Below are 21893 nucleotides of genomic sequence, written 5' to 3'. Positions count from 1 at the left end.
GGGCCCCCTGCGAAGGTCGCAGTCCGGCGCACGCAGTTCTCCAGCTCGCGGACATTGCCGGGGAACGAGCACGCTTTCAGCAGATCCAGCGCGTGCTGCTCGAAAGACAGCTCGCGCCCGTTCTCCTTGTTGAAGTTTTTCAGGAATTCGGTCGCCAGCAGCGGAATGTCGGTGGGCCGGTCGCGCAGCGGCGGAAGGATCATCGGCACCACGTTGATGCGGTAGTACAGGTCGGCGCGGAATTCCTTGCGCGCCACCGCTTCTTCCAGATTGCGGTTGGTGGCGGCAACGATCCGGACATTGACCTTGATGGTCTGATTGCCGCCGACCCGCTCGAATTCCTGTTCCTGGAGCACGCGCAGCAGCTTGGCCTGGAAGGAGGCCGAAATCTCGCCGATCTCGTCGAGAAACAGCGTGCCCTTGTCGGCGAGTTCGAACCGCCCCTTGCGCGAGGCGATCGCACCGGTGAACGCCCCCTTCTCGTGACCGAACAGTTCGGATTCCAGCACCGATTCCGGCAGCGCCGCGCAGTTGATCTTGATGAATGGGCCGTTGGCGCGCGCCGACAATTCGTGGATCGCTTTGGCAATCAGCTCCTTGCCGGTGCCGGACTCGCCACGCAGCAACACCGGTGACTGCGACTTCGCAATAATGCTGACCTTGGCCAGCAACTTCCTGATTGCCGGGCTCTCGCCGACGATACCGTCGACCTTGACCCGCTTGCGCTCGCGCTCGGGCTTCAGCTCGGACAGTTCCTTCTGCAGCCGGTGGCTTTCCGCCATCAGCCGCTCGCGATCGCGCGTCACCACCCGATGCAGCTTCACGGTCTGGCCGATCAGGTTGGCCACCATGGTGAGAAAGCGGACGTCGGCGTCCATCCGGAAATGCGACCGGCCGTCACGGACGCGATCGATGCTCAGCGTGCCCACCACCCGCGAATCGATCCGGATCGGCACCCCGATGAACGACACCCGGATCTCGTCGGTGGCGCCGAGCGCCAGCGCGTCGGCGGCGGTGAACATCGGGTGGCTGGAGACATTGTCGGCGACCAGCGGGACCGCGGTCGCGACGATCTGGTCGATCGCCTTCTGCGGCAACCGGGCGCGGTAGCGATTGTCGCTGCCCTCGTTCCAGCCGACGCCGACGGTAATATCGGGCACGCCATCGTCGGCGAGCAGCGACACCACGCCATTACGCATCTGCAAAAACGACTGCAGCAGGTTGACGACGTTGGCGAGAGTAATCTCCAGCCGCGCCGGGGATGTGAGGATTTTCGAAATCTCGAAAATGCCGGTGAGCGCGATATCACTCAGCGGTATTGGGGGATGGGTCATCGATTGCGACGGATACTCGTTTTCGACAAGGCGGATTTCGCGCTGAGCCATAGCTCGTCTCCATCGCTCCCGAGCCTTCCCCCGTCAGATCCGGAGCGTTTCGAGATTGTGGATGAATTCCAACCAGATGTCGTGCTCATCTTGGCTGCATCGCTGCGGAAGTTATGGCTAGCTCTGCTTAGTTCGTTACCACCGGCGAAAATGCTGATAATCAACTGATTACTACTCTAGCACCAGTCCGGCGCCGGTACCGCATTGACGCAGCGCAAAATAGATCGACCAAAAGATCGGCAGCCGGCACACGGCCCAAGTGATTGCCAATCAGTTGCAGACTAACGGCTGACTATTCGCCACGGCTGACGTGTCAGACGTGCTGCCCGCCATTGATATGGATTTCCTCGCCCGTGACGTAGCTGGCCGCATCGGAGCACAGAAAGAACATCACCTTGGCGACCTCCTCCGGGGTTCCGATCCGCCGCATCGGAATCGTCGGAGCCAGCATCGCCTCGGTTTCCGGCGACAGAATGTCGGTCTTGATCTCGCCGGGCGCGATCGCGTTCACCCGGATGCCGTAGGGCGCGTAGTCGTGCGCCATCTCCCGGGTCAGACAGGTCAGCGCCGCTTTCGAAGTCGCATAGGCGCTGCCGGCGAACGGATGCACCCGCGAACCGACGATCGAGGTGACGTTGACGATCGAGCCCTGGCCGGCGCGCAGTTCGTCGAACAATCCCTGCGCCAGCATCACCGGCGCCAGCAGGTTGACGTGGAACACGCTCATCCAGGTGCCGACCGGCGTGTTCAACGAGGTCAGCCGTTCGCCCTCGGCGCTCTTGGGCGAGATTGCGGCGTTGTTGATCAGCGCATGCAGCGGACCGCCGGCCAGCTTCTCCTTCAGTTCGTCGATCGCCCTTGGCACGGCGCGGTGATCGGCAAGCTCGACCGCGACGTGGTTCTCGAGGCCGGTCGCCCACGGGCAGCGATCATCAGCAAACGGCTGCCGCGAGCAGGTAATGATGCGCCAGCCGGCGTCCGAGAACAGCTTGCCGGTGGCATGGCCGATGCCACGCGATGCGCCGGTCAGCACCAGGGTCTTCTGCTTACCGGTACGCGCCTCGCGCTGATCGTTGTGAAACGGGCAGGCGCCGCCGGCGGCGGCCGGCATTCCTGCCGGCATACCGGGCGGCATCTCGGCAGGACGCGTAGCTGGATGCGATGACGGTGCGGAATCGGGCCGCTCGGCGTGCAGTGGTTCTGGGTGCACGGGACGGTCTCCAGTGATTTCGTTGCAGTTGAGCTTGCATGAACCGGGCCAACCGCTACGACCTTTGATTTAGGCTGATAGATCACGTCCAGTTGCCAAGGGATGTCATCAGAGCGACACCAGCCGCGCCGCGCATCCGACACAACGTTGGCTTTCCGACATCACATCCCGCTACTGGGTACCACTGACAGCGATCCACCGCTCTGGTCCGGCTCTTGCTTCAAGCCATTCCGAACAATGGACACAGCGTGGTGGTGATGACGCAGTTTCTCCAGCTCGGCGCCGGCGGCTTTGCGGTCGTACTCGGGACCAACGAGATCGCCTCCGCCGTGGCGGTTCATCTGCATCGCGCCGGCCGCTGTGTGGTGATGTCCCACGATCCGTTTCCGCCTGTGATCCGCCGCAAGATGGCGTTCCACGACGCACTGTACGGCGACGAGGTCACAATCGAAGGCGTCCGCGGCGCACGCGTCGACCACGGCACCGAGATCTTCCAGGCGCTGCGGCAGTCCGACAGCGTGCTGGTGACCTGGCTGGCACTTGCCGACCTGCTGCCGATCGGCCCGATCGACATCCTTGTCGACGCGCGGATGCAGAAGCACCGCGTTACCCCTGACCTGCGGCGGCTGGCGCGCGTCAGCGTCGGCCTCGGCCCCGGCTTCTCGACGTCCGCGAATTGCGACGTCGCGATCGAAACCCGCCCCGGCCGCAGCGGCGTCGTCATCGGCGCCGGCTGGACCGATGCGGCCGACGGCATCGCCAGTCCGCTGGGCGGCGTCGGCGCCGAACGCTTCCAGTATTCGCAGGCCGGCGGAAAATGGCGAACCGCGGTCGAGATCGGCAGCCGAGTGTTCAACGGCTTTCCGGTCGGCCATCTCGGCGGCATCCCGGTACGCGCGCCGTGCGACGGCATCCTGCGTGGCGTGGTCCGCGACGGCCAGGACGTGCCGCAAGGCGTCAAGCTGATGGAAGTCGACTCCCGCGGCCGCCATGCGCAATGGACCGGGATCGACGATCGCGGCCGTGGGATTGCCAATGCGGTCCTGCGCGCCGTGCAGCCGCAGATCGACGCCCGCACCAACCGCACTGCGCAGCCGCTCTCAGCGTTCTAGGCCGAGCGACTGGCCGCTATCGGTTCCGGATAGTCACGCCCGGATCGGCGCCGGCGCTAGCCGGCGCCGAGCGCGACTGCGACGTTGTAGGTGATCAGGCTGGCGATATAGGCGAGCGCGAACATGTAGATGAAGGTGACGCCCATCCAGCGCCAGCTTCCGGTTTCGCGCTTGATCACCGCCAGCGTCGAGGCGCATTGCGGCGCGAACACGAACCAGGCCAGCAGCGACAGCGCGGTGGCGAAGCTCCATTTCGAGGCCAGCACCTGGCCGATCTGCTCGGCTGCTTCCTTACCGCCCTCGATCGCATAGACGGTGCCGAGCGCTGCCACCGCTACTTCGCGCGCCGCCATGCCGGGGATCAGCGCGACCGCGATCTGCCAGTTGAAGCCCAGCGGCGCGAGCACCGGCTCGATCGCGTGACCGATGATCGACGCCAGACTGTAGTCGATCGCCGGTTCCGTCGCCCCGGCCGGCGGACGCGGGAACGACGCCAGGAACCAGATCAGCACCATCATCGAGAAGATGGTGGTACCGGCGCGCTGCAGAAACATCTTGGCGCGCGTGTAGATGCCGATCGCCACGCTCTTCAGCCGCGGCATCTTGTAGTCCGGCAGTTCCAGCATGAACGGTGCCGGCTCGTAGTCGCGCCACATGAAGAACTTGACCAGCGCCGACACCGCCAGCGCGCTGGCGATACCCGCGGTGTAGAGGCCGAACATCACCAGCCCCTGCAGATTGACCCAGCCGAACACCTGTTCGGCCGGGACGAAGGCGGAGATGATCAGGGTGTAGACCGGGATGCGCGCCGAGCAGGTCATCAGCGGCGCGATCAGGATGGTGGTCAGGCGGTCGCGCTTGTTGTCGATCACCCGGGTCGCCATGATGCCCGGAATCGCGCAGGCGAAGCTCGACAGCAGCGGAATGAAGGCGCGGCCGTGCAGCCCGGCACCGCCCATGATGCGATCCATCAGGAATGCGGCCCGGGCCATGTAGCCGAGATCTTCCAGCAGCAGGATGAACAGGAAGATGATGATGATCTGCGGCAGGAACACGATGACGCTGCCGACGCCGGAGATCACGCCGTTCTGCAGGAAGCTCTGCAACAGCCCTTCGGGCATGTTGGCCTGCACGAACGCGCCGAGCGCCTCGAACCCGCCGGAGATCAGTTCCATGATCGGCTGCGCCCAGGAAAACACCGCCTGGAACATCACGAACAGGATGAGGATCAGGATCAACAGACCGGCCACCGGGTGCAGCACGACACGGTCGACCTGGGCCGTGAGGGTATGCGGCCGCGCCGGCAGGCTGACGCATTCGCCAATGATCCGGTCCGCCTCGCGCTGCAACGCGCGCAGCTCGCTGGTGGTCAGCGGTCGCCAGTGATCCCCGACGGAGGGCGCGGGCGCCTGGGCGGCAAATTCATCGGTCCGCTTCAGCAGCTCCGCGGTCCCGCCCTTGCGGACCGCGATCGAGGTCACCACCGGAACACCAAGCTGCGCCGACAGCTTTTCGACATCGACCGTGACGCCGCGGCGCATCGCGATGTCGTACATGTTGAGCACGAGCATCAGCGGCCGACCGGTCGCCTTCAATTCCAGCATCAGCCGGAAGGTCAGCCGCAGATTGGTGGAGTCGGCAACGCACAGCACCAGATCGGGCACCGTCTCGCCGGGCTTGCGGCCGAGCACGACGTCGCGGGTAATCTCTTCGTCCGGGCTGCGCCCGCGCAACGAATAGGTGCCGGGCAGGTCGACCAGGCTGACGACACGACCGCCGGGGGTCGTGAACAGGCCGGTTTTGCGCTCGACCGTCACGCCCGGGTAGTTCGCGACCTTCTGGCGGCTACCCGTCAGTGCATTGAAAAGGGACGTCTTGCCGCTATTCGGCGTGCCAACCAACGCAAGGTTGAACGGCTGGGATTCGATAGAACTCATCGCGCAATCGCCACATCAATCTGCAATCAGCGCGTCACATCAACACGACTGCCATCGCCTCGCGCCGGCGGACGGCAATGGTGATGTTGTCGACCCGGACCGCGATCGGATCCCGGCCGATGATACCCTCGTGCAGAACCTCGACCTTGGCGCCCTCGACGAAGCCGAACTCGATCAGTCGGCTCTCCAGCTCGATCGGCTGCAACGACGACGTTCCACGCTGCGGATCGATCGCCTGCACGACGCCGCGATCGCCGCGACGCGCATTCCCCAGCAGGATGGGCTGGTTGAGGCTGAGGCCGTTCTGAGAGGGACTGTTGGTCATTATTTGTTTTTCCAATCGGCGCCGCGAAGGTCAAGACAGTGAAGCCGGCGCCGTTGGGAATTTAGAACGATTGTAACAGGCGCTATCATTCGCATCTAACAAGAAAGCGCCGGAAATTGGTTTGATTTCGCACAAATCGGCGGCCTTGCGACGGCCGATTCAATCGGCGAAGGCCGAGCACGCCGGTGCGTATTGCCTCGCCTTGAGCAAAAGCCCGGAGCGCGGGCGGTGCCGGGATCCGTAACCATGGAGCGCGATCGACGGTCGCCCACATGTCCCGTTAAGGCTTCAGCCAACGCCGCGCGCGACAATCAGCACAAAATCTCCCCCGATCGCTTCACGGCCGAATCGCGAGAGACGATCGCAGCTCCCACCGGAAAGCACGATGTCAGCCAAGACCACCAAGACAAAACGACGGAGGCCGGCCGCTTCGGCCGGCGACTCGTGGTTCAGGGTGCTGACCCGGAACCTGACCAATATGGCGACGGTGCTGGCTTCATCGGGATCGGTGCTGCTCTGCCTGCTGATCGCCAAACGGTTCGTCTGACCGAACGAAGCAGCGCTACGATCGGAACGCCGGCCACATCAGCGACATTCGCGGGGCCTCGTGCCCGCCGCCTTCGCGGCGGGCGCTTTGCGGCAGACCCGATCAGGCCGCCCGAACCGTATCGAGGAAGTTGGCAACTTCGATCTTCAGGCGGCTGGACTCTTGTGACAGGGACTGCGCGGCCGACAGCACCTGAGACGACGCCGAGCCGGTTTCGGTGGCGCCGCGCTGCACATCGGTGACGTTGGACGACACTTCCTGGGTTCCCCGCGCAGCCATCTGGACGTTGCGGGAGATTTCGCGGGTCGCGGCCCCCTGCTCCTCGACAGCGGCCGCGATGGCGGACGAAATCTCCGACATCCGCCCGATCGTGAGGCCGATCTCACGGATCGCATCGACCGACTCGTTGGTGGCCGACTGAATTCCCGTAATATGCTGGCTGATCTCGCCGGTGGCCTTCGCCGTCTGTTCCGCCAGCGCCTTGACCTCGGCGGCCACCACCGCAAAGCCACGCCCCGCCTCGCCGGCGCGGGCCGCCTCGATCGTGGCGTTGAGCGCCAGCAGATTGGTCTGGCCGGCAATGGTGTTGATCAGCTCGACCACGTCGCCGATCCGGCTGGCAGCCTCCGACAGATCGCCGACGCTGTCATTGGTCTTGCGGGCCTGCTCCACCGCCTCCGAGGCGATCCGGGAGGATTCCTGCACCTGACGGCTGATTTCGGTGATCGAAGACGACATTTCCTCGGTCGCCGAGGCGACCGACTGAACGTTGGTCGACGCTTCCTCGGACGCGGCAGCAACCGAGGTCGCCAATTGCTGGGACCGATCGGCGGTCGAGGTCAGGGTACCGGCCGAGGCTTCGAGCTCGGTCGAGGCCGACGATACCGTTTCGACGATCTCGCCGATCGCGCGCTCGAACTGCCGGGTCGCGGCATCGACGCGCTGACCGCGCGCGATCTTCTCCTCGGCCTCGCGCGCCGCGGCCGCGTCAGCGTCGCGCTTGGCGATCAGCGCCTCCTTGAAGATCTGCAGCGCATCGGCCATCGCGCCGATCTCGGTCGACTCGCCACGGTGCGGAACTTCGGCCGCCAGATCGCCTCGACCAAGGGCCTGCATCGGCGAAATGATCGAGGCGATGCCGCGGCTGATGTCGCGAATCACCAGATAGCTCGCGACGACCCCGAAGGCGACCGCCAGCGCCAGAATGCCGACGACGATCATAGTCGCCGAGCTGTAGGCAGCCTCCGCCGCGGCCGTGGATTGATCGGAGCCCTTATTGTTCAGGTCGACGCTCTTCTGGAGCACGGCATCGACCCGCCCCCCGATCGGCCCGAGCGTCTTGGTGAGGTACACGCCCAGTTCCGCGGTCGATTGCCCGAGGCTCTGCTGCGACATCTCCACCGCCTTCTTGGCGCCGTCGAGATAAACCTTCAGCTCCTTGTCGAGCTGATCATACAGCGCCTTCTCTTCAGGCGACGTGATCATCTTCTGATAGCTGGCGATCTGCTTGTTCAGCACCTCTTCGACGCCTGCGATCCGCTTCGCCGCGGTCGCCTTGCCTTCCGCCGTCACTTCCATCGCGTGGGCGCGCAACGTCACCCGGTACATCGCCATGGTGGTGCGAATATCACCGAGGACACGCACGCTCGGCAGCCAATTGGTGGCGATGTCGACCGTCGAGTTGTTCAAGGTTCGCATCTTGAGCAGGCCGAGGCCGCCAATTCCCGCCGTCGCCACGAGGAGAAGCGCCACGAGCGCGATGATCTTGGTACGAATCGAGAGACTGGACAACATCGGCTTCTACTCGCCTGGGGAAGATGGTCGGACAGGTTGTGACCGTCACGCCCGATCCATCCCGCAGGGAGATGAAGCCGGACGTGGGAACGATCAATGGAACCAACTTGCAGCTATGCGTATTGAGAGGGTGTTAAAGCGCCGCCCCGTAGAACTACCGAATTCGTCGAACCACCAACGCCCGCCTTGGTAGCGATCAACGGAACAGACAACTCCGAACTGCATCTTGCACCGCACGCAAATCGTCGTTTACCGGGACGCGCCCGGCCAGGACGAGATTGCGCTCAAGGGCGGGAGCCTTGCGCCGCAAGCCGACCAGGCGACACCGCACACGTTCGGCCGCCGCTCAGGCGGCCCGCACCGTGTCGAGGAATCTGGTGACTTCGACTTTCAGCCGGTTGCTGTCCTGCGACAGCGATTGCGCCGCCGACAACACCTGCGAGGACGCCGAGCCGGTCTCGGTGGCGCCGCGTTGAACGTCGGTGATGTTGGATGACACCTGCTGGGTGCCATGCGCCGCCTGCTGGACGTTGCGCGAGATTTCCTGGGTCGCGGCGCCCTGCTCTTCGACCGCAGATGCGATCGTCGATGCGATTTCCGACATCCGCCCGATGGTCTGGCCGATCTCCTTGATGGCATCGACCGACTGGCCGGTCGCACTCTGAATGCCGGCGATGTGCTGGCCGATCTCGCCGGTCGCCTTTGCGGTCTGCTCGGCCAGCGCCTTGACCTCGGCAGCGACCACGGCGAAGCCGCGTCCGGCCTCACCGGCGCGCGCCGCCTCGATGGTGGCGTTCAGCGCGAGCAGGTTGGTCTGGCCGGCAATGGTGTTGATCAGTTCGACGACGTCACCGATCCGCGCCGCGGCGTGCGACAGCGTGCTGACGCTCTCGTTGGTCTTGCGGGCCTGATCGACCGCATCGTTGGCGATGCGCGCCGACTCCTGAACCTGACGGCTGATCTCGGTGATCGACGAGGTCATCTCCTCGGTCGCCGACGCCACCGATTGCACATTGGTCGAGGCCTCCTCGGAAGCCGCAGCGACCGACGTCGCAAGTTCCTGGGATCGCTCGGCGGTCGAGGTCAGGGTGCTGGCCGAGGCTTCGAGTTCGGTGGACGCCGAGGACACGGTGTCGACGATCTCGCCGATGGCGCGCTCGAACTGCCGGGTTGCGCTGTCGACCCGTTGGGCGCGGGCGATCTTCTCTTCGGCCTCCTTGGCCGCGGCGGCATCGGCGTCGCGCTTGGCGATCAACGCCTCCTTGAAGATCTGCAGCGCGTCGGCCATCCGGCCGATTTCGGTCGCCTCGCCGCGATGCGGCACGTCGGCGGCGAGATCGCCCTTCCCGAGGTCCTGCATCGGCGCGATGATCGACGCAATCGCCAGGGTGATGTCGCGGATCACCAGCACGCTGGCAAAGACACCGCCCACAATCGCAAGAGTCAGGATCGCGACGACAATGAGGAACGCAGAGCTGTAAGTCTCCGCCGCCGCGCTGCTGGCGTCGGCCGCACCCTTGTTGTTCAGGTCGATGTCTTTCTGGAGATAAGTGTCCATCTGATCGGCGAGCGGCGTCAACGTCCCCGCGAGCAAGCTCGCTCCCTCGACCGAGATCTGCCCGCTGTTGGCCTTGCGCGAAAGCTCGATCAGCTTCGGCACAACGGCTTTGTATTTGTCCCAGTTCGCGACCCAGCTCTGGTAGATCTGCCTCTCCTCGGGCGAGGATATCAGGACTTCGTAGCGCTTCTGGGCATCCTTGATCCTGCCATCGATCGCCTCGATCTGCTTTTCGATAGCCACCATCCGGTCGTCGCTGGTTTCAAGAAGGTGATCGCGCAGCTTCATTCGATAGGACAGGACCTGCGCCCGCATCTCGCCAAGAGCCGTCACCGTCGGCAGCCAGTTGGTGGTGATCTCGACGGTATTGGCGTTCATCGAGCTCAGCTTGAATACGCTGAGGGCACCGAGCCCCGACAGCGCGATCAGCAGCAGCGCAACGAGCGTCACGATTTTGATACGAATGGACAGCTTGGCGAGCATCGACATCATCCTGTGAGAAAGACCACGGCGCACACCGTCACCTGACGAAGTCCAGGCGTCGAACCGGATTCGCAATCAGTGAATCAGCCGATACGACTGCGCTCCTGCACCGCGGCCACTCTGAGTCTCGCCGCTTGCGGGTTTCTTAATTTGGCGATGCGTACAACTACGTAGAATTGTCGCCAACGTCCTAACGACGGGAGAACTCCGCGCCCGGATGCACGGAATCAGCACCGACCCAGCGCAACAGGTGCCTGCCGAACCACCCCCTGTGCGCCTCGTGTGGTTCCGGGGGAGGCGCTGCCTCCCCGACTTCGGCAGCTTCCGAGGCGGAAGCCGGCGATTCGTCGTCTTCTTCAAGATGCGGATGGGCGGCCGCCGCAGCCGCGCGGGCGAGATGGTCACGAACGAGCTCGCCAGCAAGGAACTCCGCCAGGGCCAGCGGCGGCATCATGCCGAGCAGCGCTGTGCGTTTCAGGCCCGCCGCCGTCACGGTGATCAAACGGTTGTCGATCAGCACGAACGTACTCGCGTAGTTCACACCGTTGACGGCGATCTGAAACTGATACGGACCGGAGCGAGTGTGAGTCATCTGTGTTCTCCGACGTTACGGCGCCCGCCGAAACCAGCAGAACGCCGACGCGAATTGACCCGTGACTACAGCCCAGCATTGCACGGGCGGCCGGAAACGCAAGCCGTCACCGCCGAACCGGCGCCGATCGTTTCTTTTCAGTTGATGCTTCCGGTGCGGTTGAGATCAATTCAACGGCGAATGCAACGGATCTACGAATTCGTCATCCCAAGGCTCGACGTACTGCGAGGCCAAAGCAAACGGCCCGCGCCGGAGCGCGGGCCGTGAGAAGATCGTGTCGGTCTGCGAGAAGCTTACGCCGCCTGCGGCTTCAGCTTGGCGCGCCAGTTCGGATACAGCTTGTCGGCGTCCTGCGGGAAGCTCTCGAACGCGCGGGCGAATTCGCGGTGATCCTTGGCGAACTCGACCGGGTCTGCGCCCTGCTTCCAGCACTGTTCGGCCTGACGCAGCGACTTGGCGCCCGCCGCGCCGCCATCGACGTGGCCGAACGCACCGCCGCCCGCCGTCATGATCAGGTTGGAATGGCCGAGATTGTCGAAGAAGCCCGGCATCCGCAGCGCGTTCATGCCGCCGGAGATGATCGGGGTGGTCGGGTTCATACCGAGCCACTCCTGGTGGAAGTACGGACCGTCGGCCGCATCCTCGGTGATCATGAAGGCCGCGGCCCGATCGGAGGCTTCACCTTCCATCTTGCCGAACCCCATGGTGCCGACATGGATGCCCGAGGCGCCCTGCAGTCGCGACATCTTGGACAGAACGAAGGCGGTGTAGCCGCGCTGCGATTGCGGCGAGGTCACCGCACCGTGGCCCGCCCGATGATAGTGCAGGTACTGCTTCGGGAACGCGCGGCGTGCGGTGGTCACCGCCGCCGGGCCGGCGACGTAGCCATCGACCAGGAAGGCGACGTGGTCGGCATTGTCGGCGAAGGTCTCGAGAATGAACTCGCCGCGCGCCAGCATCTCGTAGTGATCGTCGGCGGTGATGTTGAACGAGAACAGCTTGGCCTCGCCGGTCTTGTCCTGCGCCCGGCGCATCGCCTCGGAGACGGCACGCACCGTATCCTTGAACGGCGCGAACACCTGGTTGCCCTGCGGCTCGTCGTTCTTGATGAAGTCGCCGCCCAGCCAGAAATCGTAGCAGGCATTGGCGAACGGCTGCGGACGCAGGCCGAGCTTCGGCTTGATGATGGTGCCGACGATGAAGCCGCCGTTGATCACCGGCCGGCCGAGCACGCGCCACAGATCCCGAATCGTGGTCGACGGGCCGTCGAACAGCTTGAGATACGCCGGCGGCACGTAGAAATCGTACATCTTGGCGTATTCGACGTCGCCCATGCCCTGGTTGTTGCCGATCGTCAGGGTGAGGAACGAGGCGATCATGGCGCGGCCATCGATCACGTTGCGATCGAACAGCTCGATCGGGTACGCGATCTTCATCAGGCCCTTGGCCTCGTCGATCTCGTACACCAGCGCATCGACGCCGCGGGTGAAGTCGTCGGTGGTGGAGACTTCGACGTTGGTGCCGGTCGAGGATTCGGCGGCGAAGTGCGCGGCGGTCTGGATGAAGTTGCCGAAGCCGGCCTTCGGCTTCATGATGTAGGCGCACAGCACATGCCGTCCGCCCGCGATCAGCTCGCTCTCTTTGAGGTTGAGGTTGGCGTAGCGGTTCGACTGGTCCATGGTGATCTCCTGCAATGCGAGGCGCGGCGGCGCGCTGGCCGCCGCGGATTAATCCCGGTTACTCCGCGGCGCGGGCGACCTGGCCGATCTGCGGATCGAGCGCGCCGGACTTGTAGCGCTTGGCCATTTCCGACATCGGCACGACCTTGATCTTGCCGGCATTGCCGGCGGTACCGAACTGCTCGAAGCGCAGCTTGCAGATGTCGCGCATCGCATCCATCGCGGGCTTCAGGAACTTGCGCGGATCGAACTCCGCCTTGTTCTGGGTCGCCACTTTCCGGAACACGCCGGTCATCGCCAGACGGCAGTCGGTGTCGATGTTGACCTTGCGGACGCCGTGCTTGATGCCGCGGACGATTTCCTCGACCGGAACGCCGAAGGTCTGCGGCATCGCGCCGCCGAACTCGTTGAAGATGTCCTGCAGTTCCTGCGGCACCGACGACGAGCCGTGCATCACCAGATGGGTGTTCGGCAGACGGCGGTGGATCTCCTCGACCACCTTCATGGCCAGCACGTCGCCGTCCGGTTTGCGGCTGAACTTGTAGGCGCCGTGCGAGGTGCCCATCGCGATCGCCAGCGCGTCGACCTTGGTGGCGCGCACGAACTCGACCGCCTGGTCCGGGTCGGTCAGGAGCTGCTCGCGGCTGACCTTGCCCTCGACGCCGTGACCGTCTTCCTGCTCGCCGCCGCCATGCTCCAGCGAACCGAGCACGCCGAGCTCACCTTCCACCGAGGCGCCGACCCAGTGCGCCATGTCGACGACGCGGCGGGTGATGTCGACGTTGTACTCGTAGTCGGCGGCGGTCTTGGCGTCGGCCTTGAGCGAGCCGTCCATCATCACCGAGGTGAAGCCGTATTTGATCGCGGTGGCGCAGGTGGCCTCGTCGTTGCCGTGGTCCTGATGCATGCACAGCGGGATGTCCGGATACATCTCGGCCAGCGCGTCGATCATCTTCGCCAGCATGATGTCGTTGGCATAGGAGCGGGCGCCGCGCGACGCCTGGATGATCACCGGCGCGTCGACCGCAGCCGCCGCCTCCATGATCGCGAGGCCCTGCTCCATGTTGTTGATGTTGAACGCGGGCACGCCGTAGCCGTGCTCGGCGGCGTGATCCAGCAATTGCCTCAGGGTGATACGCGCCATGATGTCTCCTCAAACTGACTGTGTGACGACAGGGTCGTCCTGATGTTCAAAAATCGGGCTCAGTGCTTGCCGCGGGCGATCGCGCCCTTGGCAGCTTCCACCACCGCATCCGCGGTGATGCCGAACTTCTGGTACAGCACCGGCGCCGGCGCCGAGGCACCGAACCCGGTCATGCCGACGAACGCGCCGGTATCGCCGATCCAGCGGCGCCAATCGATGTCGCGCGCCGCTTCGATGCCAACCCGCGGCGCGGTGCCGAGCACGCTGGCGCGGTAGGCGTCGTCCTGTTCGGCGAACAGTTCGAAGCACGGGGCCGAAACCACCGCCGCCTTGACGCCGGCTTCGCCGAGTTTCTTGGCGGCTTCGAGCGCCAGCGACACTTCCGAGCCGGTGGCGATCAGGGTGACGTCACGCTGGCCCGGATCGACCACGACGTAAGCGCCGCGCGCCACCGGATTGCCGCTCGCGCCGTTCGGACGCGGCAGTGCCGGCAGGCCCTGGCGCGACAACGCCAGCACCGACGGACGCGAGGTCTGCTTCAGCGCACAGTCCCAGGCCTGCGCGGTCTCGATCGCATCGGCCGGGCGGAACACCAGGACGTTCGGGATCGCGCGCAGCGAGGCGACGTGCTCGACCGGCTGATGGGTCGGACCGTCTTCGCCGAGGCCGATCGAATCGTGGGTCATCACGTGGATGACGCGCACGCCCATCAGCGCCGCGAGGCGGATCGCCGGACGGCTGTAGTCGGCGAACACCAGGAAGGTGCCGCCGAACGGCACGAAGCCGCCGTGCAGCGCGATGCCGTTCATCGCCGCCGCCATGCCGAATTCGCGGATGCCGTAGTGCAGGTAGTTGCCGCCGAACGCGCCGGGCTTCACCGACGTGGTGCCCTTGGCATGCGTCAGGTTGGAGTGCGTCAGGTCTGCCGAGCCGCCGAGGATGTTCGGCGACGCCGGCACGATGGCGTCGATGGTGAGCTGCGACGCCTGACGGGTGGCGATGGTCGGCTCTTCGGCGTCGAACTTGGCGATCAGGCCCTGCAGCGCGCCTTCGTAGTCCGCCGACAGCTTGCCGGCGAGCGCATCGGTGAAGCCGGTGCGGGTCGCAGCGTCGGCCGCGGCCAGCCGCTGATTCCAGGCCTCGTGCGCCGCCTTGCCGCGGCCACCAGCCTCGCGCCAGCGCGCCAGGATGGCATCCGGGATCTCGAACGGCGGATACGGCCAGTTCAGCGCGGCGCGGGTCTTCTCGACCTCCTCGGCGCCGAGCGGTGCACCATGCGCCTTCTCGGTGCCCGCCACCTTCGGCGAGCCGAAGCCGATGGTGGTGCGGCAGGCGATCAGCGACGGACGGTCGCTCTTTTTGGCCTGCTCGATCGCAGCCGCGACCGCTTCCGGATCGTGGCCGTCGACGCGGGTGGTAGCCCAGCCCGACGCGGCGAAGCGCGCGAGCTGATCGTCCGAGCACGACAGCGAGGTGTCGCCGTCGATCGAGATGTGATTATCGTCCCACAGCACGATCAGCTTGCTCAGCTTGAGGTGGCCGGCCAGCGAGATCGCCTCGTGGCTGACGCCTTCCATCAGGCAGCCGTCACCGGCGATCACATAGGTATAGTGATCGACCAGCGCATCGCCGTAGCGCGCGTTCATCATGCGCTCGGCGAGCGCCATGCCGACCGAGGTCGCAAGACCCTGGCCGAGCGGGCCGGTGGTGGTCTCGACGCCCTGGGTATGGCCGTATTCCGGATGGCCCGGGGTCTTCGAACCCCACTGCCGGAACGCCTTGAGCTGATCGATCGTCACGTCCGGATAGCCGGTCAGATGCAGCAGCGCGTACAGCAGCATCGAGCCATGGCCGGCCGACAGCACGAAGCGGTCGCGGTCGGCCCAGGCCGGATCGGCCGGATCGAACTTCAGGAAGCGGGTGAACAGCACGGTGGCGACGTCGGCCATGCCCATCGGCATGCCCGGGTGGCCGGACTTCGCCTTCTCGACGCCGTCGATGGCGAGAAAGCGGATCGCATTCGCCATGTCGCGATGCGTGACCTTGTCGTGGATGTCGCGTGCGGGAACGTTCAAACCGGCCTCCCCAGATTTCTACAGATGTTGGGCATTACTTCACGCTTCGCTTGCGGTCGATCAGTTGCATGATCAGCGGCGTCAGGATGAGCTGCATCGCCAGATCGAGCTTGGCGCCGTGGATCACGATCGAATTGGCGCGCGACATGAAGCTGCCCTGGATCATCGACAGCAGATACGCGAAGTCGATGCCGCGCGGGTTCTTGAAGCGGATCACCACCATCGATTCGTCAGCGGTGGGGATCCAGCGCGCGATGAACGGGTTCGAGGTGTCGACGGTCGGCACCCGCTGGAAGTTGATGTCGGTCTCGGCGAACTGCGGCACGATGTAGTGCACGTAGTCCGGCATACGGCGCAGGATGGTGTCGGTCACCGCCTCGGTCGAATAGCCGCGGGCCGCGCGGTCGCGGTGCAGCTTCTGAATCCATTCGAGGTTGATCACCGGCACGACGCCGATCTTGAGGTCGGCGTGCTGTGCGACGTTGACCTTCTCGGTGATCACCGCGCCGTGCAGGCCTTCGTAGAACAACAGGTCGGACTGCGGATCGAGGTCGCGCCAGCCGGTGAAATTGCCGGGCGGGACGCCGTGCAGCGCGGCTTCCTCGTCGTCGTGGACGTAGTTGCGGGTGCGGCCGGTGCCGGTCTCGGCATAGCTCTTGAAGGTCTGCTCCAGCTCCTCGAACAGGTTGGTCTCGGGGCTGAAATGGCTGAAGTGGCGGTTTCCGCGCTCGGCTTCCTCCGCCATCTTGTTGCGCATGTCGACGCGATTGTAGCGGTGAAACGCATCGCCCTCGATGAACGCGGCGTTGACGTTCTCGCGGCGGAAGATCTGCTCGAACGTCTTCTTCACGGAAGTGGTGCCGGCGCCGGAGGAGCCGGTGATGGAGATGATCGGATGCTTACGGGACATGAGGAGGTACTTCCAATTCCAACCGGGGGAGACGACGTCAGACGCGGAACAGGCCGCGGCGGGCGAACAGCGGCGCCGAACGCGAGGCCGCACTCGGATCGGTGTGCAGCAGTTCGATGCGCTTGACCTTGTCGATCGACCCCATGATCAGCGGCGAGCGCTGGTGGATCGTCTTGGCGGTGAGATCGAGTACCCGCTCGCGCCCGGTCGAAGCGGCGCCGCCGGCCTGCTCCATCACGAACGACATCGGATGGGTTTCGTAGAGCAACCGGAGCCGGCCGTTGCCGTAGCCGGGACGGTTGTCGCCCGGATACAGGAAGACGCCGCCGCGGGTGAGGATGCGATACACCTCGGCCACCAGCGAGCCGATCCAGCGCATGTTGAAGTCCTTGGCGCGCGGGCCGTCGGCGCCGGCGATGCACTCGTCGACGAAGTCGCGGATCGGCTGTTCCCAATGGCGATGATTGGAAGCGTTGATGGCATATTCGGCGGTGTCGGCCGGCACGGTGACTCGCTCGCGGATCAGCCGGTACACCTTGGCCTTGCGGTCGAGCGTGAAGATGTCGACGCCGTCGCCGAGCGTCAGCACCAGCGAGGTCTGCGGCCCGTACACCACGAACCCCGCCGCGATCTGACAGGAGCCGGGGGCGGTGAACGGCTTCACGCCGGGCTGGTTCGGGATGATCGAGAAGATCGTCCCGACCGTCATGTTGGTGTCGATGTTGGACGAGCCGTCGAGTGGGTCGTATGCGATCGAGATCAGCGCATCCGGATCGCCGTCGAGCAGGGTGTCGGACTCCTCGGAGGCCAGCGACGCATACGGCACGTCCTTCAGCGACGCGACGATGATCTGTTCGGCCTTGACGTCGAGATCCTTCTGCACGTCGCCGTCGGCATTGCTGCCGCCGTGCGCGGCGCCGGTGATCCCGGCCAGAGCCCCCTGCCCGATCAGCTCGGAGATTTCGACCGACGCCGCGGCGATCGCGCCGACCGCGGCGGCGACAGCCTTTCGCTGCGGATCGACCGCGTATGAATCCAAGAGAACTGAGAGCGTTTGGCCCTGATCCATGATGACTCCCCCACAACGCAGCGCGGCCGATTGGCTCTCGCGGGCTCCGTTGCGCGGAGCTTGTGAGCCGATCGATCACATAAGAGAAATTGCATTTTCCTTGGTACCACCAAAGGAATTTTTATATAGAGCGCCGCTACCCTGTATTTGGTTACCGGATAATGGCGGCGCGGCGTGCATTCTGCACAATTAGTCGAAGGCCGCCGTGATTTAGATCAGAAGTGGAAGCCTCCGATCGGAGGATTTGGCTCCCATCGGGCAGGAGACTCGCCATTCTTATACTTTAGAACAGCAGGGCATCCACAGCCCTAGCGGGTCTTTGCCGCTGCCGCGAGGCGCGAAAACGCGCATCGCGGCTCTCTTGACGCTCGCGGCGATTTCTGGGGACATAGGAAAACTGAACCAAAACAGATGGTTGAGCGACCGGAGCGATGCGCGCGACGGCGCCGCCATTTTACCGGGGGAAACCACATGAGCGAAGCAGTGATGGCCGGCGCGGAGGCGTTCGCGTTCGACGGCGGCAAGACCGGCGTGTTGCTGGTGCACGGATTTACCGGCAGCCCGCAGAGCATGCGCTATCTCGGCGAACGGCTCGGGGAGCGCGGCTATTCGATTCTCGGCCCGCGGCTGCCCGGACACGGTGTCTCCCCGGCCGCGATGGCCGAGACCGCCGCGAGCGACTGGGTCGATTGCGCCGAGGACGCACTGCTCCAGCTGTCCGCCAGATGCGACAAGACCTTCGTGGCCGGGCTGTCGATGGGCGGCACGCTGTCGCTGTATCTGGCGGCGCTGCATCCGGACAAGGTCGCCGGCGTGATCCCGATCAACGCCGCGGTGCAGATCGACTCGCCCGACCTCGCCGGGCTGGCTTACGCCCGCGGCCTGCCGGAATTCGTCCCCGGGATCGGCTCGGACATGGTCGACACCACAACCAGGGAGCTGGCCTACGACCAGGTGCCGGTGACCTGCGTCAAGCAGGTGATGGGCCTGGCCGCCACCGCCCGCGCGCTGCTGCCGAAGATCAAGTGCCCGACCCTGGTGATCAATTCGCGCGTCGACCACGTGCTGTCGCCGACCAACGCGACGGTTATCGCGAGCCACGTCGGCTCCAGCCGGATCGAACTGCGGTGGCTGGACAACTCCTATCACGTCGCCACGATCGACAACGACAAGGACTTGATCGCGGCGGAGATAGACAGCTTCGTGCAGCGGAATCTGTGAGGATCAGGCTTGATCGGGCCGAGGCCGCGCGACCCGAGCGGATCGCGCGGCGACAGATCCAGCCGCGCAGCTTTCCCCCGACTCCGGATTTGTCGACATCGCCGCTCGTTTCAGGGGGCGCTCGGCCAACCTCGGTATCAACACCCGACGTTCTATCTCAGGTAATTCGCGAGATTCAGGCCTTGCACGGTGGCAATCGCGGAATATGACGCCGTCAGTTGCGCCTGATAGGTCGACAGCGCGGCGGTCACCGCCGCGACGTCGACGCTGGTCAGGTCGGTGGCCAGCGATTGTGCGAACGCTTGATAGTCGGATTGGACCGTGCTGGCGCGCTCGATCGATGCCGCCGAATTGGAGATCCGGCTTTGCACGATGCCGATCGCATCGGTGGCGCTGGTGACCAGATCGAGCGCCTCCTCCAGCGTGTCGGACGACAGCGACGAAGCGTTGGCGATCAGGTTCATCGCCCGCATCGCCTGCTCGAACGCCGGATCGTCCGCGGTGACGCCGTAGGTCACCATCTGGGTGTCCGATACCCGCGCCGACGCCCGTTCGTCGTCGCCCCGGTAGTACGAGGTATCGGCGCTGGACGGCGTCGTCGCGGCCGGGTAGGTGGCGCTGGACACGTCGACCGGGGCGGTATCGGTGCGGGCGCCGCCGAACAGATATTGGGCGCCGTATTTGCTGTTCAGCAGCGCGGCCATTTGATTCAGCGCGTCCTGTGCGGACTGGATCACGCTGGATGAATCCGTGCTGGCGGTGTTGCTCGCCGCGGTCAACGTGCTGCGGAAGCTCGACAGCAGGTCGGCGATCGAATTCACCGACGCATACATCACCTCGATCTTGCTGCCGGCCTGGGTCGCGGTGTCGATGTAGGTCTGGGCGCGGGCGACCGAGACCTGCAGGTTGACGATCTGCTTGGCCCCCGAGCCGTAGCCGCCGAAATCGGTGGAAACGACGCCCGACGCCTCCTGCATCTGCATCGTGGTCATCGTCGCCTGGCCCTTGAGCGCAGCGGCGATCATTTGCTGACTGGCCGCGAAGGTGGCGACACGCATCGTCATGGCGGTCTCCCTCAGCCCGCGCTCTGCACCGCGGAGAGCAGCGCGTCGAACATCTCGTTGATCGCCTGGATCAGTTGCGCGGCCGCCGCATACTGGTTCTGCAGATTGCTGAGCTTGGCGGTCTCCTCGTCGACGTTGACGCCGCTCTGCGACGACAGCGCGCTCGACAGCGTCGACTGCGCGGTCTGCTTGGCGGTGTAGGCGTCCTCCGCAGCGCTGGCGATGGTGGCGACGTGGGCGATGATTTCTGCGGCGTAGTCGGCGAACGAGCTGTCGCTGGCTCCGAGCCCGCCAACCGCCGCGAAGCTGGTGGTCCCCGTGAGCGCCGAATACAGCGCGTCGGTGACGGTCGACGAGCCGGCACTCAACACGGTGCTCCCCGCCGTCAGGCTGGAGGCCGACGACATCGACGAGGTCGGCAGTTTAGAGGAGTCGGCGAGAAGTCCCGCCGCGACCTTGAAGTCCGCGGCGCTGGTTGCGGTCACGACGTCGTTGAGGCCGAGGTAGTCGGACAGGCCGAGGCTGTCGTCGCCGACCGATCCGGTCATATTGGCGATCGCGATGCCGTTGCTGGAGCTGGAGGCCACGATCACAACGTGACCGGACGAGTCGATCGACGCCGACAGGCCGGAGATGCCGTTGACCGCATTGACCAGATCGCCGACCGTCGCATAGTTCGCGAGATCGAGGTCGCCGTAGCTGACCAGCGCCCCCTTCTGATCGGTCACCGCGATGCGCACCGTCCCGGTGCCGTTCAGCGCATCCGACGCCGTGACCGCCGTGGTGCCGGTCAGCGTCGATTTCGGCGGCAGCGCGGAGCCGAGATTAGAAACCGCGTTCAGGCTGTCGGCCAGCTCGGTGGCGAGCTGATCGAGCTGCGCCTGGGCCGCCGGCAGTGTCGTATCGCGCAGCACGATCAGTGCGCCGATCGATCCGGACGAGATCTGGCCGGTGACATCGACGCCGTCGACGGTGATGCCGGAGAAACCGCCCGTCGACGATGCGCTGTAAGTGGTGGACGACGTCACCGTCGCGGCCGGCGTGTACGTCAATTCGTGCACCGTGCTGTCGAGCAGCGCCCGACCGGACCCGGTGTAGATCTGCATGTCGCCGCTCGACGAAATGAAGTAACTGACGTTCATCCGGCTGGCGATCTCTTGCACCGCGGTGTTGCGCTGGTCTTCGAGGTCGCCGGTGGCCTGTCCGGACGCGGCGGCGAGCCTGATCTGGGCGTTGAGGCCGGCGATCAGATTGAGCTGCTCGTTGACGACGTCGACCGCAGCGTCGATCGATTGGTCGGCGTCGCTGCGCAAATCCTGAATACCGCTCGACGTGTCGCGAAGCCGGGTGGCGAGCGTGTCCAGCGCGCTGATCACGTTGGCCTTCAGCGACGAACTGCTCGGATCGCTGCTCAGCGACGACAGCGCCTGCTCCAGCGTCGTCAGCGTGTCGGCCAGCGAGGTATTGGAGCTGTCGCCACTGGTGCCGTACAGCGCCTGCAACTGGTCGAGATAGCTGTTGGTGGTGGTCGCCGATCCGAGTGCCGACGTCGCCTGGACCAGCGACTTCAAGAGCAGCTTGTCGACGGTGCTGGTGATCCCGGTGATCGTGGTGCCGGTGCCGACGCCGCCAGTGACGGTGGCGGACTGGTTCGCGGTCTTGACGGTGTAGCCCGTGGTCGACGCGTTGGAGATGTTAGACGAGGTGACGCTGATCTGCACCTGCGTCGTCATCAGGCTGCCGAGTGCAATGCTGCTTGCGATATTGAGCGACACGTCGACCTCACCG

The 21893-nt window shown here is 65.0% G+C and carries 17 protein-coding genes; 3 read left to right on the top strand and 14 right to left on the bottom strand.

The features are described from left to right. The coding region (nifA, locus tag DU475_RS07285; protein ID WP_164631546.1) for a nif-specific transcriptional activator NifA at positions 1–1385 on the bottom strand (1385 nt) is incomplete at its 3' end. A 313-nt stretch (positions 1386–1698) separates the two neighbouring features. After that, on the bottom strand, positions 1699–2520 hold the full coding sequence (locus tag DU475_RS07280; protein WP_047307721.1) for an SDR family NAD(P)-dependent oxidoreductase: 822 nt from the start codon (positions 2518–2520) through the stop codon (positions 1699–1701). Positions 2521–2852: 332 nt separating this feature from the next. Here DU475_RS07280 and DU475_RS07275 point away from each other — a divergent pair, with 332 nt between their 5' ends. Next, positions 2853–3707, top strand: coding sequence for a xanthine dehydrogenase (locus DU475_RS07275; protein ID WP_142883622.1), 855 nt, complete (start codon positions 2853–2855; stop codon positions 3705–3707). 56 nt (positions 3708–3763) lie between these two features. Here the strand turns inward: DU475_RS07275 and feoB are convergent, their stop codons facing one another. Both feoB and DU475_RS07265 read right to left on the bottom strand, forming a co-directional pair. After that, positions 3764–5644 (bottom strand): ferrous iron transporter B, encoded by a 1881-nt coding sequence (feoB, locus tag DU475_RS07270; RefSeq protein ID WP_047307722.1) that lies wholly within the window; start codon positions 5642–5644, stop codon positions 3764–3766. Positions 5645–5678: 34 nt separating this feature from the next. Continuing rightward, complete coding sequence (locus DU475_RS07265) at positions 5679–5969, bottom strand: FeoA family protein (RefSeq protein ID WP_164631543.1); 291 nt, start codon at positions 5967–5969, stop codon at positions 5679–5681. A 385-nt stretch (positions 5970–6354) separates the two neighbouring features. On the opposite strand from DU475_RS07265, the gene DU475_RS24045 reads away from it, so the two are divergent. Then, on the top strand, positions 6355–6516 hold the full coding sequence (locus DU475_RS24045; protein ID WP_013504452.1) for a hypothetical protein: 162 nt from the start codon (positions 6355–6357) through the stop codon (positions 6514–6516). 102 nt (positions 6517–6618) lie between these two features. Here DU475_RS24045 and DU475_RS07260 read toward each other — a convergent pair whose 3' ends face one another. The 8 genes from DU475_RS07260 to DU475_RS07225 form a co-directional block, all read right to left on the bottom strand. Beyond that, positions 6619–8310, bottom strand: coding sequence for a methyl-accepting chemotaxis protein (locus tag DU475_RS07260; RefSeq protein WP_013504453.1), 1692 nt, complete (start codon positions 8308–8310; stop codon positions 6619–6621). Between the two features lie 346 nt (positions 8311–8656). Continuing rightward, positions 8657–10351 (bottom strand): methyl-accepting chemotaxis protein, encoded by a 1695-nt coding sequence (locus tag DU475_RS07255; RefSeq protein ID WP_164631541.1) that lies wholly within the window; start codon positions 10349–10351, stop codon positions 8657–8659. Between the two features lie 190 nt (positions 10352–10541). Beyond that, the gene (locus DU475_RS07250) at positions 10542–10943 is read right to left on the bottom strand and encodes a hypothetical protein (protein WP_013504454.1); all 402 of its coding nucleotides are present in this window, start codon (positions 10941–10943) and stop codon (positions 10542–10544) included. Between the two features lie 293 nt (positions 10944–11236). Further along, complete coding sequence (locus DU475_RS07245; protein ID WP_047308411.1) at positions 11237–12622, bottom strand: ribulose-bisphosphate carboxylase; 1386 nt, start codon at positions 12620–12622, stop codon at positions 11237–11239. A gap of 58 nt (positions 12623–12680) precedes the next feature. Further along, positions 12681–13766 carry a class II fructose-bisphosphate aldolase gene (gene fba, locus DU475_RS07240; RefSeq protein ID WP_164631539.1) on the bottom strand — a complete coding sequence of 362 codons (1086 nt, stop codon included), beginning with the start codon at positions 13764–13766 and terminating at the stop codon, positions 12681–12683. Positions 13767–13825: 59 nt separating this feature from the next. Continuing rightward, complete coding sequence (gene tkt / locus DU475_RS07235) at positions 13826–15841, bottom strand: transketolase (RefSeq protein WP_164631537.1); 2016 nt, start codon at positions 15839–15841, stop codon at positions 13826–13828. A gap of 34 nt (positions 15842–15875) precedes the next feature. Continuing rightward, a complete protein-coding gene (locus DU475_RS07230) occupies positions 15876–16751 on the bottom strand; it encodes a phosphoribulokinase (RefSeq protein WP_013504458.1) in 876 nt (291 codons plus the stop codon). A 37-nt stretch (positions 16752–16788) separates the two neighbouring features. Further along, on the bottom strand, positions 16789–17820 hold the full coding sequence (locus DU475_RS07225) for a class 1 fructose-bisphosphatase (RefSeq protein WP_047308378.1): 1032 nt from the start codon (positions 17818–17820) through the stop codon (positions 16789–16791). Positions 17821–18291: 471 nt separating this feature from the next. On the opposite strand from DU475_RS07225, the gene DU475_RS07220 reads away from it, so the two are divergent. After that, positions 18292–19041 carry an alpha/beta hydrolase gene (locus DU475_RS07220; RefSeq protein WP_164631534.1) on the top strand — a complete coding sequence of 250 codons (750 nt, stop codon included), beginning with the start codon at positions 18292–18294 and terminating at the stop codon, positions 19039–19041. Between the two features lie 152 nt (positions 19042–19193). On the opposite strand, the gene DU475_RS07215 is transcribed toward DU475_RS07220, so the two are convergent. Together DU475_RS07215 and flgK are read right to left on the bottom strand one after the other, a co-directional pair. Further along, entirely contained in the window at positions 19194–20105 is a 912-nt protein-coding gene (locus DU475_RS07215; RefSeq protein WP_164631532.1) for a flagellin, read from the bottom strand. Positions 20106–20116: 11 nt separating this feature from the next. Beyond that, positions 20117–21880, bottom strand: a complete 1764-nt coding sequence (gene flgK, locus DU475_RS07210; RefSeq protein ID WP_164631529.1) for a flagellar hook-associated protein FlgK — start codon at positions 21878–21880, stop codon at positions 20117–20119. Positions 21881–21893: the final 13 nt, after the last annotated feature.

Origin of the sequence: Rhodopseudomonas sp. WA056, assembly GCF_010906995.1 — a bacterium.
Lineage (GTDB): Bacteria > Pseudomonadota > Alphaproteobacteria > Rhizobiales > Xanthobacteraceae > Rhodopseudomonas > Rhodopseudomonas palustris_G.
This window is presented reverse-complemented; position numbering and strand designations above follow the sequence as displayed.